The 14,071-nt window shown below is 36.5% G+C and carries 13 protein-coding genes; 6 read left to right on the forward strand and 7 right to left on the reverse strand.

The window, feature by feature from the left end; translation table 11 throughout:
* Position 1 precedes the first annotated feature (1 nt).
* Positions 2–1,405, forward strand: a complete 1,404-nt coding sequence (locus AAC084_RS02635) for a TolC family protein (protein WP_339836517.1) — start codon at positions 2–4, stop codon at positions 1,403–1,405.
* 64 nt (positions 1,406–1,469) lie between these two features.
* Complete coding sequence (locus AAC084_RS02640) at positions 1,470–2,066, forward strand: thioredoxin family protein (RefSeq protein ID WP_339836520.1); 597 nt, start codon at positions 1,470–1,472, stop codon at positions 2,064–2,066.
* Here the strand turns inward: AAC084_RS02640 and AAC084_RS02645 are convergent.
* From AAC084_RS02645 to AAC084_RS02670, 6 genes are all read right to left on the reverse strand, one after another.
* Positions 2,049–2,777 carry a hypothetical protein gene (locus AAC084_RS02645; RefSeq protein ID WP_339836523.1) on the reverse strand — a complete coding sequence of 243 codons (729 nt, stop codon included), beginning with the start codon at positions 2,775–2,777 and terminating at the stop codon, positions 2,049–2,051. The two genes, AAC084_RS02640 and AAC084_RS02645, sit on opposite strands and share 18 nt — an antisense overlap.
* Positions 2,778–2,842: 65 nt before the next feature.
* Entirely contained in the window at positions 2,843–3,556 is a 714-nt protein-coding gene (truB, locus tag AAC084_RS02650; RefSeq protein ID WP_339836526.1) for a tRNA pseudouridine(55) synthase TruB, read from the reverse strand.
* A 24-nt stretch (positions 3,557–3,580) separates the two neighbouring features.
* The gene (locus AAC084_RS02655) at positions 3,581–4,378 is read right to left on the reverse strand and encodes an undecaprenyl-diphosphate phosphatase (RefSeq protein ID WP_339836529.1); all 798 of its coding nucleotides are present in this window, start codon (positions 4,376–4,378) and stop codon (positions 3,581–3,583) included.
* Positions 4,379–4,642 carry a DUF3098 domain-containing protein gene (locus AAC084_RS02660; protein WP_339836532.1) on the reverse strand — a complete coding sequence of 88 codons (264 nt, stop codon included), beginning with the start codon at positions 4,640–4,642 and terminating at the stop codon, positions 4,379–4,381.
* 9 nt (positions 4,643–4,651) lie between these two features.
* Entirely contained in the window at positions 4,652–5,530 is an 879-nt protein-coding gene (locus tag AAC084_RS02665) for a permease-like cell division protein FtsX (RefSeq protein WP_339836534.1), read from the reverse strand.
* Positions 5,531–5,595: 65 nt separating this feature from the next.
* On the reverse strand, positions 5,596–7,422 hold the full coding sequence (locus AAC084_RS02670) for a T9SS type B sorting domain-containing protein (RefSeq protein WP_339836537.1): 1,827 nt from the start codon (positions 7,420–7,422) through the stop codon (positions 5,596–5,598).
* Positions 7,423–7,613: 191 nt separating this feature from the next.
* Between AAC084_RS02670 and AAC084_RS02675 the strand changes: the two genes are divergently transcribed.
* From AAC084_RS02675 to AAC084_RS02690, 4 genes are all read left to right on the forward strand, one after another.
* Positions 7,614–10,652, forward strand: a complete 3,039-nt coding sequence (locus AAC084_RS02675) for a class I tRNA ligase family protein (protein WP_339836540.1) — start codon at positions 7,614–7,616, stop codon at positions 10,650–10,652.
* A gap of 417 nt (positions 10,653–11,069) precedes the next feature.
* On the forward strand, positions 11,070–12,170 hold the full coding sequence (gene ald / locus AAC084_RS02680; RefSeq protein WP_339836542.1) for an alanine dehydrogenase: 1,101 nt from the start codon (positions 11,070–11,072) through the stop codon (positions 12,168–12,170).
* A gap of 134 nt (positions 12,171–12,304) precedes the next feature.
* Complete coding sequence (locus AAC084_RS02685; RefSeq protein ID WP_339836545.1) at positions 12,305–13,000, forward strand: zinc metallopeptidase; 696 nt, start codon at positions 12,305–12,307, stop codon at positions 12,998–13,000.
* Positions 13,001–13,077: 77 nt separating this feature from the next.
* Positions 13,078–13,578, forward strand: coding sequence for a GNAT family N-acetyltransferase (locus tag AAC084_RS02690; protein WP_339836546.1), 501 nt, complete (start codon positions 13,078–13,080; stop codon positions 13,576–13,578).
* Here AAC084_RS02690 and AAC084_RS02695 read toward each other — a convergent pair.
* The gene (locus tag AAC084_RS02695; protein ID WP_339836549.1) at positions 13,575–14,045 is read right to left on the reverse strand and encodes an Lrp/AsnC ligand binding domain-containing protein; all 471 of its coding nucleotides are present in this window, start codon (positions 14,043–14,045) and stop codon (positions 13,575–13,577) included. The genes AAC084_RS02690 and AAC084_RS02695 overlap by 4 nt on opposite strands.
* Between the last annotated feature and the right edge of the window lie 26 nt (positions 14,046–14,071).

Below are 14,071 nucleotides of genomic sequence, written 5' to 3' on the forward strand. Positions count from 1 at the left end.
GATGCGAAATATTATTCTTCTGTTTTGTCTTTCTGTCGGTTTCTTTGCCAATGCACAGAATACCGATTCCATTCAATTGAATTTTCGGGAGTATTTGGGGTATGTGAAAAAGTATCATCCTATTGCTAAGCAAGCTGAGATGGTGTTGAGTATTGGTCAGGCGAATTTGATGAAGGCAAGAGGTGGTTTTGACCCAAAAGTAGCAGTAGATTATTCTACCAAAGAATTTAAAGGAACAGAATATTACGACTTACTCAATACTACATTTAAAGTGCCTACATGGTACGGTATTGAATTTAAGGGGAATTTTGAGCAATATTCGGGTGAATATATAAATGCCGAACGCAATGTACCCGAAGATGGTCTATATAGTGCAGGTGTTTCACTTTCATTAGGTCGTGGATCTTGGATTAATGAGCGAATGGCCACCGTGAAAAAAGCTAAATTTTTCAGAGAGCAGTCTAAGGCTGATAGAGATCTATTGGTGAATCAGATATTGTTCGATGCTTCTTTGGCATATTTCAATTGGTTACAGGCCTATCGTAATAGTCAAGTTTTTAATGATTTTTTAGAAAATGCTGAAGTTAGATTTAAAGGTGTTAGTCGTAGTGTTTTGGCAGGTGAAATTGCAGCGATTGACACGGTAGAGGCTAAAATTTCGGTCCAGAATAGAGCGTTAGAAATGGAGCAGGCTAAGGTCGCTTTACAAAATGCTCGGTTAGAACTTTCTAATTATCTATGGATGGGTGAAAATATTCCGATGGAACTACAACCTCAAGTGGTGCCAGACATTTCATTAGATACTGAAATTGATCAATCATTAGAGATTTTAGGCAAGCCGTTGGATAGTTTTTCTCTAGAGAACCATCCGAAACTAAAATCATTAGGGTTTAAGATTGACGGACTAGTTGTAGACAAACGTTTAAAGACCAATAAACTATTGCCAAGAATAGATGTTGAATATAATTTCATCACCGATTCTCCGGATAGTTTCGATTCTTTTGAAACACAAAACTATAAAGGTGGATTGAATTTTGAGCTACCACTTTTCCTCCGAAAAGAAAGAGGAGATTTAAAATTGGCAAAATTGAAATTGAGAGATGCGCAATTCGAAATGGATAATGCTGAGGTACAGATTCAGAATAAAATAGTCGCTATTTATAATGAACTTGATTCATTTAAAAATCAGAATGTATTGATTGATGATATTGTTGCTAGTTATGCTGTCTTATTGGCTGCCGAAGAGCGTAAATTCAGTTTCGGGGAGAGTTCACTTTTTTTAATTAATTCGAGAGAAAGTAAATTGATAGATGCTGTTTTAAAGCAAAATCAAGTTGAGAATAAATATTTTACGGCTAAGGCCAAGTTGTTCAATAGTTTAGCGGTTAATCCGCAGAATTTGTAAGTAATATTATATTAATACTACTAAAGGTTTCGTTTAGTATAAATAACCGGTAATAGTTAGATTGATGTATAAAGTGATTGAGCAAAGTTTAGAGAATAATTACACGTATCTTGAGTATAGACAGTTAGTTTCCGATTTATCGGACAAGGGAGAGTCAACAGGTCCTGTGCAAACAGAAGCACTGGCACAGTATACCCAATTAAATGATAGCCGCATGCGTAGGTGGGACAAAACCTTGAAGTTTAGCGATGAGGCTGTTGCCAAAATTAAATTAGTAAAAGAAAAAATCACATGGGTGGTTCTAACTGAAAGTTGGTGTGGTGATGCTTCTCCGGCGTTGCCGGTTATGAATAAAATAGCAGAATTAAATCCTAATATATCTTTATCGCTTATTCTTCGTGATGAGAATTTAGAGGTTATGAATCAGTTTCTCACAAACGGTTCTATGTCAATCCCTAAGCTTATTGCAATTAATGAAGAAAATTCTGTTGTTGCTACTTGGGGTCCTAGATCTATTAAGGCAACGCAATTGGTTGAGGCCTATAAAGAAGATCATGGTAAGTTAACTCCTGAATTTAAGCAAGACCTACAGGTGTTTTATAATAAAGATAAAGGACAAAGTGTATTGCAAGATTTGCTACGTTTACTTCCCTTGAAATAGGTAGGTAATAGTACCTTTTTGAGATTCTTTCTCAGAAGAATTGAATCTTGCTTTAAGGGCGTAGGCAATGGCATTGTCAACTAGACATCCGTTAGAAGTGCCAGAACTTTTTTCATTGAAATGGGCTTCTGTTACGTAGCCTAGAGTATTCACCTCAATATTGATTACAACTTTTCCACCTTCAATACATGTGTAAATTGGTGGTGGTAATTTATAATTAGTTCGGTCTACTAAAGAATAAGATACGGAGGTTCTTCTAGCGGCAAGGTTATTAGTAAATTCTTTCTTTTGAGCTTCTTTCTCACCTAAAAGTTGTTTTTTCTCTTCTCGCTTTTTGGCCAAGGCCTTTACTCTTTCGGCATATCCAGAATCAGAAATCATATCCTCTGAAGGGTCTCCGTCGCTCATTTCACTGCGCTCTTCCATCAATTCTTCTAAAGTTTGTAGAGGTTCAGGATTACCATAGCTTGGTTTGGCAGTTTCGTTGAATGCTAAATGACTTTTAATGGGGTCAGCATTTGCCTGGTCTTCTTTCGCTTTTTCTTCCTCTAAAATTTCTTCCAAAATTTCAGTATCTAAAACCATTTCAACCACATAATCGTCTTCTGTAACTTCTTCGCTACCCAATTGAATACCATACAATACCAACACCACAATAGACATGCTAAAGAAAGTGATGAGTAATGATAATTGTTGTCGATTCAGATTCATGGTTATATAACCTTAATAATACTAAATTATTTTAGGGAATCGATATAACGTAAACTTTTGTTTTTCTATTCGTTTACTTGAGGCCCTAATAAGATGTCGGCAAAGACCAATGGGTCTTCAGCTATATCTACGTTAAAATCACCTATTTTGGTTCTTCTAAGCGATGTTAAATGTCCTCCAGAATTAAGCGCTGCTCCAAAATCATTAGCGATTGAGCGAATATAGGTGCCTTTGCTGCAAGCAATTCTAAAGTGTACATTGAGGTTTTCAACTTTAATAATCTCAAAAGTACTTACAGTAACTTTTCGTTTAGGGATATCAATAGTTTTGCCTTCACGTGCCAATTCGTATAAACGTTTACCATCTTTTTTTAAAGCTGAAAAAACTGGTGGGGCTTGTTCAATTTCACCAATAAATTGTTCAGTGGTCGATTGAATTAAGTCTGGGGTAATGTGATTTGTTGGGAATGTCTCGTTAATCTCTGTTTCTAGGTCGAAAGAAGGAGTAGTGGCACCTAAGGTAAATATACCGGTATACTCTTTTTCTTGACCTTGGTATTCAGTGATTTTTTTTGTGAATTTACCAGTACAAATTATTAATAAACCAGTTGCCAAAGGATCTAAAGTACCTGCGTGCCCAATTTTAAATTTTTTAAGACTGAACTTCTTTCTAATCGCCCATTTTAATTTATTGACTGCTTGAAACGATGACCATCCCAAGGGCTTGTCAATCAATAATAACTGACCATTTAAAAAATCTTCTTTGGTCAAATTTTTCATGAATTCTGGGTATTTAAGTACGTCTTACGGATTTGTGAATCCGTAAATAATAGCTATTAGTCCTACAATAAGACAGTAGATGGCAAAATAGGATAGTTTGCTTTTTCGTACCAATTGAATCATCCAGGTACAAGCAGCTAAACCGGCAATAAAAGCAGCGATAAAACCTGCTCCCATGGCAATGTTATTTTCTCCATCAAAATTTAGTTCACCACTCATAAGGTCTTTTGCGATTTTACCAAAAATTAAAGGAACCACCATTAAAAAAGAGAATCTAGCGGCTTTAGATTTATCAACACCTAAAAGTACAGAGGTAGAAATTGTGGCGCCACTACGAGATATACCTGGTAACATGGCAATAGCTTGTGAAATACCGACTATAAGTGCAGTTCCGAAACTTACCTTCTTATCCGTATCCTTTGCTTTATCGGCAAAATATAGAAGTACCGCTGTGATTATTAGCATAAACCCAACGAACCTAATATTGCCTCCAAAGAAAGATTCTAATTGCTCTTCGAAAAAGAGACCTACGAATACCGCAGGAAGCATTGAAATAATAATTTTTACAGAAAACTGACTTTCCTCGTTCCATTTAAACTGCAACAGACCACTGATAATCTCCCAAATGTCTTTTCTAAATACAACAATGGTGCTTAAAGCGGTGGCAAAATGTAAAACGACGGTAAATAACAAACTTTCTTCTTGAACAGAATTGTCTCCTAAAATTGCTTTACCCAACTCTAAATGACCACTTGAAGAAACTGGAAGAAACTCGGTTAATCCTTGAATAATTCCGAGTATAATAGCATCTAAAGTATCCAATTAATCTTTCTTTTTATGTGGGTTTAATAAAATGGCATAGATTTCAATTCCTAGCCCAATTAGCACCAAGGTAGGAGCTAATCGAATTCTTCTAAAGTTGTAGATTTCTGGATTAAAAACATTGGGGTCATCACTACCGCCACCGCTCATTAATATAAAACCTAATGCGATACAGGCAAGACCTATAAACATAAATGTGTAATTTTTCTTTTGAAAAATAAATTCTTGTTTAGGTTGATGCTCGACTTTGATCTTTTTACTCATGGCGCAAATTTAATAATATAATTCGTCGGTTCTAAGATTTAAGAAGCGTTGGGTCGCAAAATAGGTGCTAATGAACGAAATCAGAATACCTAAAAGAAAAACGCTTACCATTAAAATAACAAGAATATAGGGTTCATCGAAAAGGCCTAAATCTTGAAAGTTAGTATTTACGTAATAAACCACGCCGCCAATGGCTAATAATGCTATAGCGGCCCCAATCATACCTAATTTTATATTTTGCCAAATAAATGGTCTTCTTATAAAGGTTTTGGTCGCCCCTACCATTTGCATGGTTTTAATGATAAATCGTTTGGAGTAAATGGAAAGTCGAATAGAACTATTGATTAACAATACGGCGATAAATGTAAAAATAGCACTGGCTACTAAAATCCAGAAACCAATTTGCTCAACACTCTTCGCGACCATGCTCACTAATACCTTATCGTAACTTACTTCGTCGACGAAACCTTTTTCTGAAAGTGTGGCGGCGATTTCTTCCACTTTTTCTGCGGTAACGAAATCGGCATTCAGTTTTACATCTATAGAATTCTTTAGTGGATTGTAGCCTAAATAATCAACAAAATCTTCACCAATATCTTCACTATGTTGCTTTGCAGCTTCTTCTTTAGAAACATAGGTAGATGATTTAGTGTAGTCAGACATAGCTAATGTCTTCTGCAGCTGTTCCACTTCAATTTCTTTTGTGTTCTCCTTTAGAAAAACAGAAATAGTAATCTGTTCTTTGGATCGATCCGCCATTTTTTTGGTATTCAATACCAATAGACCTAGTATTCCTAATAGGAATAAGACCAAAGCAATACTTAACACCACTGAAAAATAGGATGAAATGAGTTTGCGCCGTTGATAATTTTCGAAAGAGTTTGCCATAGAGCACTTAAAAGTGCAGTAAAAATAGCAAAGTAAAGTTAAATGGAACTTAAAATTTCAACCCGTTATCGTTTCAGGCTAAAGTGACCTTTAAATTGTGTGGTATCTGCTTTGATATTGTACCAATAATCGTCTTCGGGCATATCCTGTCCTTTAAAAGAACCATCCCAAGAAGAAGAATTAGTGTTTCCGAATTTTAGTAGTTTTCCATATCGGTCAAAAATAGAAAAGGATACATTGGTGAAAATATCTAATCCATCAAGTTCAAAAAGGTCATTTATATTATCTCCATTCGGAGTAAAAAATTTAGGAATCACCAAATGAAAAAAAGTTTGTGTAATTGTTCCACAATCCGTTTTATCTTGAACATAAATCGTGTAAAAACCTCCTTCAACAGCTACAAAGATGGGGCTGTCTTGAAAATTAAATCCGTCTAAGGAAAATTCAAAATCTCCTTGGTTCTCGGTAGTAATAATAATTGACGGCCCGTCAGATGCTACATTTTCTATTATGGGAAGGTCTATTTGTTCTATAAAAAAACTGTGGCTATTGCTACAACCATTAGTGTTAGTTACGGTAACGGTATACTCTTCAGGTTCAGTTATCTGTATAAACTGGGTAGTTTCTCCTGTACTCCATACATAAGTTGCATCAACAACTGCTGCATTTAGGGTTAGCGATGTGCCTTCACAGAAATAAGAAAACGTATCATCTGGCACTATCGGCAATGGGTTTACGGTTAGTGTTACAGCAGTTCTTGTAGTAGAGGCACATTCAATTTCAATCGTATTCATTTCGGCGTAATAAGTGCCGGCAATAGTAGTTTCAAAATTATTATTGTCTCCTAGTAATTGATTTCCGCCTGTAGGTGCATCATACCAATTTACGATGTATGCAGCTTGATTGAAAACAGATAATGTGCCCATTTCACCTTCACAAACGCTAACATCTCCATTACTTATTGGTGCATTAGGAACGGGAAGAACTATAATATCAAAAACATCAGATACAACATTGCATAAATCATTGTTGACATTAAGTGGGTCTTCGGCAGTTTTAACTCTAAAAAAAGTAGTTGTAGTTACAGTAGGTGTAGTAAAAGTATTATTGTTTTCTCCTGCAATATCTGTCCAAATTTGTTGGTCATTACTTTGTTGCCATTGATATGCGTGAGTGCTAAATATGGAAAAATCTGGAGATGCAGTTAATGTTTTGGAAACTCCGCCTTGATTTTCGCAAACAATTAAACTTGCCTCATCTGTATTGGTCGAAACAGTAACTTTATCTCCACACGACTTAAATGCAATATCGTCGATAGCTAAGTCATTTCCGCAACCTCCATTACTGTTATTTCTCATTTTAAGAATAACGGAGGTTTGGCCAGGTTCTGTTTTAAATACCAATGCATATTGCTTCCAATCGGTACTTGAATTTGCAGGAATACTTCCTGTGTCTCCTTGTGCTAATAAATTGGTGTCCGTTTCGTCCCAAATTTGAAAACGAACATTTACAGGTATACTATTGCCTTCGCAACCACTAGCAGAGCCAACGTTTATGAGCCATGACGAAAATTCATAAGAGGTATTCTCGCATAAATCTTCAACTTGTCTTTGGTAAAACTCACCAGCGGTAAAACTTGCATTTACAATAAAAGATTTGCCATTGGTATCACCAGGGGTGTGGTCTTGAATATTTTTCCAATCGAAGTAGTTAGTGGTACTTGAAATAGTGTAAGAGCCGTCATTAGGTGTTCCGGTAGTGAATGTGTATGTAGTAGTGCCGGGGGGTAAAGCAGGGCCGTCGATAGTTCCAGAACTGAAATCTTCCGTAAAAATAGGGTCGCCAGAATTACCGCCACAGAAGCCAAGTTGTGCTGAAAGTTCGGTAGACACAATGCAGAGTAGGAAAACGCAAAAGAAGAATGATTTGGGGTACATGATCATCAAGAAACTAAGATACCAAATTTAAATCATAAGGATTGTTTTTACGAACTTATGCTACCAAAACCCGTTAATCATCAATATCTTTTTAACTTTCATCGATTCGACCTATTTTTGCCCCTTATCGCAAAGAAGCAACTATCATGCAATACAATTTCAACGAAATTGAGGCCAAATGGCAAAAGTACTGGGCAGAAAACCAAACGTTCAAAGCAGAAAATGACTCTGAAAAAGAGAAATTCTATGTGTTAGATATGTTTCCTTATCCTTCGGGAGCAGGACTGCATGTTGGGCATCCATTAGGTTATATTGCTAGTGATATTTATGCGCGGTATAAAAGACATAAAGGGTTTAATGTATTGCATCCGCAAGGGTATGATTCTTTCGGACTCCCGGCAGAGCAATATGCTATACAAACAGGGCAACATCCTGCAGATACTACTAGGGTTAATATTGAAGGAGGAATAGATAAATCTGGCCAAATAATTGAAGGTTATCGCAATCAACTTGATCGGATGGGTTTTTCGTTCGATTGGAGTAGAGAAGTACGTACTTCTAGTCCTGAATATTACAAATGGACGCAGTGGATATTCATTCAAATATTTAATTCTTGGTATAATAAAAATACTGATAAGGCGGAAGATATAGAGTCGCTTATTTCTATTTTTACTACGGATGGAAATACTACTGTAAATGCCGTATGTGATGATGCTATTGAGGCATTTTCAGCGGATGAGTGGAAGGCTTTTTCAAAGGTTAAAAAACAAGCGGTTTTATTACAATATAGACTTACGTACTTGGCGGATACTGAGGTAAACTGGTGTCCGGCACTGGGTACGGTGTTGGCAAATGATGAAATAGTCAATGGTGTTTCAGAACGTGGTGGCCATCAGGTTATTCGTAAAAAAATGACCCAGTGGAGTATGCGAATTTCTGCATACGCGCAACGTTTATTAGATGGTTTGGCTAAAATTGATTGGCCACAACCTTTAAAAGATTCACAGACTAATTGGATTGGTAGAAGTGAAGGAGCGTCTGCTGTATTCAAAATAAATGGACATGATGAAGTTGTTGATGTATTCACAACCAGACCTGATACTATTTTCGGAGTTTCGTTTATGACTTTAGCTCCAGAGCACGAATTGGTGTCTAAAATTACAACTCCAGAACAAAAGGCTGAGGTAGAAAATTATATTCAAGCCACTGCAAAACGCTCTGAGCGTGATCGTATGGCCGATGTAAAAACAATTACAGGTGCTTTTACAGGTGCGTATGCAGAGCATCCGTTTACAAAAGAACCAGTTCCTATTTGGATTGGTGATTATGTGTTGGCAGGTTATGGAACAGGAGCAGTGATGTCCGTGCCATGCGGAGATCAACGTGACTATGACTTTGCAAAACACTTTGATATTCCAATACCGAATATTTTTGAAGGAGTTGATATTTCTGAAGAAGCGTATGCCGATAAAGACAAAACGGTAATTACGAACTCAGATTTTCTAAACGGTTTGCCGTATAAGAAAGCAGTGAAACGCGCCATTTTCGAGTTGGAAAAATTAGGGCAAGGCGAAGGGAAAATTAACTACCGTTTGCGTGATGCTGTTTTTAGTAGACAACGCTATTGGGGAGAACCTTTCCCAGTGTATTATGTAGATGGAATGCCTCAAATGATAGAAGCGGAACATTTGCCTATTAAACTTCCTGAAGTTGAAAAATACCTACCAACAGAAACCGGTGAGCCACCTTTAGGTAATGCTGAGGTGTGGGCATGGGACACGGTAAAAAATGAAGTTGTAAATAATAATGAAATAAATAATACGACGGTATTTCCATTAGAGTTGAATACCATGCCAGGTTGGGCGGGGAGTTCGCAGTATTTTAATAGATACATGGACCCAGAGAATAGTGAAGAGATATTTTCACAGAAAGCGATTAACTACTGGCAAGATGTAGATTTGTATATAGGAGGTAGCGAGCATGCTACAGGGCACTTATTGTATTCTCGTTTCTGGCAAAAATTCATGTTCGATAAAGGTTTAGTGCCTAAAGATGAGTTTGCGAAAAAACTGATTAATCAAGGGATGATTACGGGGACTAGTGCGTTCGCTTATAGGGTAGATATAACTCCTGGATTCGATTCAAATAGTGAACGACTTCTTTCTGATGAAGAAATAATTAGTACCAAAATATTTATTTCTAAAAAACTGTATGAAAATATTATAGCAGATAATGATGTTTTAGCCGATTTTGAAATTGACCTTAAATCAGCATTGGTTGGAATCTTTGGTCCAAGCCTTGTTAAGCCAAATGTTGATAGAAATAGGATTTTGCCAATACATGTTGATGTTTCACTTGTAAATAGTTCGGATGAACTTGATATGGATGGATTTAAAAATTGGTTAAGTGAATATAAGAACTCAATTTTCTTTTCAAATTCTGGTAGAGTGATTTCTGGAAATAATAATGAAAAATACATTGTAGGCCGCGAGGTCGAAAAAATGTCCAAGTCCAAATATAATGTGGTAAACCCTGATGCTATTTGCGTGGAATACGGCGCGGATAGTTTACGCTTGTATGAAATGTTCTTAGGTCCGTTAGAGCAATCTAAGCCTTGGAATACTGCGGGTATTACAGGTACACATTCTTTCTTGAAGAAATTATGGAGACAGTATCATACAGCTGAAAATGCTTCCTTTATGGTAAGTGAAGAAGAGCCATCAAAAGAATCTTGGAAAACATTACATAAGACCATTAAAAAAGTAGAAGAAGATATTGAGAACTTCAGTTTCAATACATCGGTATCTACATTCATGATTTGTGTCAATGAACTTGCTACGCAGAAATGTGTGAGTAGGCATATTTTAGAGCCATTAGCTATTTTGGTTTCACCTTATGCACCACATATTGCTGAAGAACTTTGGCATAAATTAGGTCATTCAACATCTATCGCTACAGCGCCTTTTCCAAAATTTGAAGGCAAGTATTTGGTAGAGAGTAGTAAAGAGTATCCTATTTCTTTTAATGGGAAAATGAAGTTCACATTAGAGCTTTCTTTGGATTTATCAAAAGAAGAAATCGAAGCAGCGGTAATGGCCAATGAAAAAACCCAACAACAATTACAAGGCCGTGAACCTAAAAAGGTAATCGTAGTGCCTGGTAAAATTGTAAATATCGTAGGTTAAACATCTTCTTAAATACGTCATCACGAGCAAAGCGGAGTGATTTGTAGATTCGGCACACGAATTCAACAGATTTTTTCACTGCGTTTGCGATGACGTTTTTTTCTTTCATTAAATAGTGTAATGCGAAAAGCGAGCAGCGTATTGCGCCATATCTGTCTTCACAAGGAGGTACGACGAAGTAATCTGCCATGTCGGTACACGAATTCAGTAAAATATTTTTTTATTTTAAAATACCAAAAATTAATAGGGGTCTGATATTTATAAAAATCATTTTTACATAAACACCCCTATATAAAATAGGGTTATAATTGAATTAAATATAAATTCAAACACACAACCCCTGTATTTTGTCGATTTTATGTTTGATATCTGCGTAATTAGTTTCAATTTTGCGGGATAACATAAAATCATAACATCATGATCGTTGGTATTCCTAAGGAAATTAAAAACAATGAGAGCCGAGTAGGTATGACACCTGGCGGTGTATTTGAATTGGTAAAGAATAATCATAAGGTATATGTTCAATCCGATGCTGGGGAAGGCAGTGGATTCTTTAATCAGGACTATCAACAGGCAGGTGCCATTATATTAGATACGATAGGTCAGGTATACGCCATGAGCAAAATGATCGTGAAGGTTAAAGAGCCTATCGCTGAAGAATACGAATTAATCCAAGAAGGTCAAATACTGTTCACTTATTTTCATTTTGCCTCTAGTGAGGCATTGACCAAGGCAATGATCAAACAAAAAGCAATTTGTATTGCGTATGAAACCGTTGAGGATGACGAAGGAACTTTGCCGCTTTTAACACCAATGTCTGAAGTTGCTGGTAGAATGGCAATACAGCAAGGTGCAAAGTACTTGGAAAAACCGGCTAAAGGCCGTGGTGTTCTTTTGGGTGGAGTACCTGGTGTAGCGCCTGGCAAAGTTTTGGTTTTGGGTGCTGGTGTTGTAGGAGTGCAAGCTGCTAAAATGGCTGCAGGTTTGGGTGCTCACGTAACTATTATGGATATTAGTATGAAGCGTTTGCGTTATGTAAATGATGTAATGCCACCACATGTAACAACAGAATTTAGTAACGAGTTCAATATTAGAAAACATATAAAAACTCATGATCTTATTATTGGTGGGGTTTTATTAAAAGGGGCTAAGGCACCTAACTTAATCACTAGAGATATGTTGAAAGACATGCGCCCAGGAACAGTAATTGTTGATGTTGCTGTAGATCAAGGCGGTTGTGTTGAAACTACAAGGCCAACAACTCATGAGGATCCTATTTATATAATTGATGACGTAGTACATTATTCTGTGGCGAATATGCCAGGTGCAGTACCTTACACTTCTACTATGGCATTAACCAATGTTACATTGGCCTATGTATTGAAGTTGGCTAATTTAGGTTGGGAAGCTGCTTGTGAGAAAGATGTTTCTTTGAAAAAAGGATTAAATATTGTTGAAGGTACCGTGGTGTATCAAGAAATTATTGAAGCCTTTTGTTGGGAAGAAGTGATTGCATAAACGTACATTTTGTCAGTAAAATATACCTCGCTAGATCCGAAAGGAAATTGGCGGGGTTTTTGCTTTAGTACAAATAGATTTACTGGTAAAAGGGAATCTTTAGTATATTTAATTGATTTTAAAATTGAAACGTTATGATGGGATATTATATATTAATCGGAGCTATTGCTTTAGTGAGCTGGTTAGTAAGTAGAAAGTTAAAAAGTAAGTTTAAGTTTTATTCGAAGGTGCATCTGCAGAATGGAATGAGTGGCGCTGAAATTGCGGAGAAAATGTTAGCAGATCACGGTATACGTGATGTAAAAGTAGTTTCTACCCCTGGTATGCTTACGGATCATTACAATCCAAAAAACAAAACAGTAAACTTAAGTGAAGGTGTATATAACCAAAGAAATGCTTCGGCAGCTGCAGTTGCAGCACACGAATGTGGTCATGCGGTTCAACATGCGGAGGCATACGAATGGTTAGGTCTTCGTTCTAAGTTAGTGCCGGTAGTGAGTGTAACATCTAGCATGTCTATGTGGGTGGTATTTGGAGGCTTGGTCTTGGGTGCTGCTGCTGGCGTAGGTTTTGGATATTGGGTTGCTGTTGCTGGTCTAATAATGATGGGTATGGCTACCTTATTTAGTTTTGTGACCTTACCGGTCGAATATGATGCAAGTAACAGGGCATTGGCTTGGTTGAAGAATAAACATATAGTTACACCACAAGAATATGCAGGTTCAGAAGATGCATTAAATTGGGCGGCACGTACTTATTTGGTTGCGGCTATTGGTTCATTAGCAACATTGATCTACTGGGGACTTCAAGTATTTGGTGGTAGAGATTAACCCAATGGTAGATTAGAACGAACATAAATAAAACCTGTCTTACTCGAGGCAGGTTTTTTATTTTTAATTATAACCATATGAAAAGAATTGAAACTGAAAGATTGTATTTAAAGCGGGCGAAATTAGAGGATGCCCAATTTATTTATGAATTGTTGAATAGTGACAGTTGGATAAAATATATTGGGGATAAGAAAATTACAACTCAGAATAAGGCAAAAGATTATATTCAAAAAACGCTAATTGAAGGGTATGATAAATATGGTTTCGGACTGTTAACGGTTGTTTTAAAGGATGGTACTCCTATTGGGCTTTGTGGTTTCTTAAAAAGGGACTATCTAGAAAACGTAGACCTAGGTTTCGCATTGTTACCAGGCTTTGAAGGAATGGGCTATGCGTTTGAAGCAACAAATGCTATTATGGAATATGGAGAATCTGAATTAGACTTAAAAAAGGTAATGGCCATTTGTATGGAAACAAATCAAAGATCACTTCAGCTTTTAAGTAAATTGGGTTTTAAGAAAATAGATACTATAAAGCCAAATGAAACTTCTGAAGAACTACTTTTACTTTCTACTTAAATAGTAATTTGTCTATCGATTTGTTGAGCCAAGGATATGAATGTTTCAGTTCGAGAAACGCCTTCAATCTGTTGTATTTCTTTGTTTAAAACCTGCATCAGATGCTCATTGTCCCTACATAATACTTTAATTAAAATAGACCAATTGCCAGTAGTGTAATGGCATTCCAATACTTCAGGTATTTTTTCTAGTTGTTTTACCGCCATAGGATTACTCATGGCCTTGTCCAGATAAATACCAATATAAGCCATAGTGGTATACCCTAGCGATTTAGGGTTAACAACAAACTTAGAACCTGATAAAAGACCTGAAGCTTCTAGTTTTCTTAAGCGTTGATGTATGGCAGCGCCAGATATTCCAATACTTCGAGCGATTTCTAAAACTGGTTTTCGCGCATCGTTCATTAAAAACCGTAATATCTTTTTGTCGATACCATCAATTTTCGCCAATGTTGTAGGTGCTTTCATGTATTTTATATCAGATTAGATATAAA

This window comes from uncultured Maribacter sp. (assembly GCF_963977385.1).
Classification (GTDB): domain Bacteria; phylum Bacteroidota; class Bacteroidia; order Flavobacteriales; family Flavobacteriaceae; genus Maribacter.

Excerpts from the sequence above, each read along its gene's own strand:
- truB (WP_339836526.1), bottom strand. The coding sequence starts at position 3,556 with ATGAAAAATTTGACCAAAGAAGATTTTTTAAATGGTCAGTTATTATTG.
- AAC084_RS02675 (WP_339836540.1), top strand. The coding sequence starts at position 7,614 with ATGCAATACAATTTCAACGAAATTGAGGCCAAATGGCAAAAGTACTGG.
- ald (WP_339836542.1), top strand. The coding sequence starts at position 11,070 with ATGATCGTTGGTATTCCTAAGGAAATTAAAAACAATGAGAGCCGAGTA.
- AAC084_RS02690 (WP_339836546.1), top strand. The coding sequence starts at position 13,078 with ATGAAAAGAATTGAAACTGAAAGATTGTATTTAAAGCGGGCGAAATTA.
- AAC084_RS02695 (WP_339836549.1), bottom strand. The coding sequence starts at position 14,045 with ATGAAAGCACCTACAACATTGGCGAAAATTGATGGTATCGACAAAAAG.
- AAC084_RS02640 (WP_339836520.1), top strand. The coding sequence starts at position 1,470 with ATGTATAAAGTGATTGAGCAAAGTTTAGAGAATAATTACACGTATCTT.
- AAC084_RS02645 (WP_339836523.1), bottom strand. The coding sequence starts at position 2,777 with ATGAATCTGAATCGACAACAATTATCATTACTCATCACTTTCTTTAGC.
- AAC084_RS02660 (WP_339836532.1), bottom strand. The coding sequence starts at position 4,642 with ATGAGTAAAAAGATCAAAGTCGAGCATCAACCTAAACAAGAATTTATT.
- AAC084_RS02685 (WP_339836545.1), top strand. The coding sequence starts at position 12,305 with ATGATGGGATATTATATATTAATCGGAGCTATTGCTTTAGTGAGCTGG.
- AAC084_RS02635 (WP_339836517.1), top strand. The coding sequence starts at position 2 with ATGCGAAATATTATTCTTCTGTTTTGTCTTTCTGTCGGTTTCTTTGCC.
- AAC084_RS02665 (WP_339836534.1), bottom strand. The coding sequence starts at position 5,530 with ATGGCAAACTCTTTCGAAAATTATCAACGGCGCAAACTCATTTCATCC.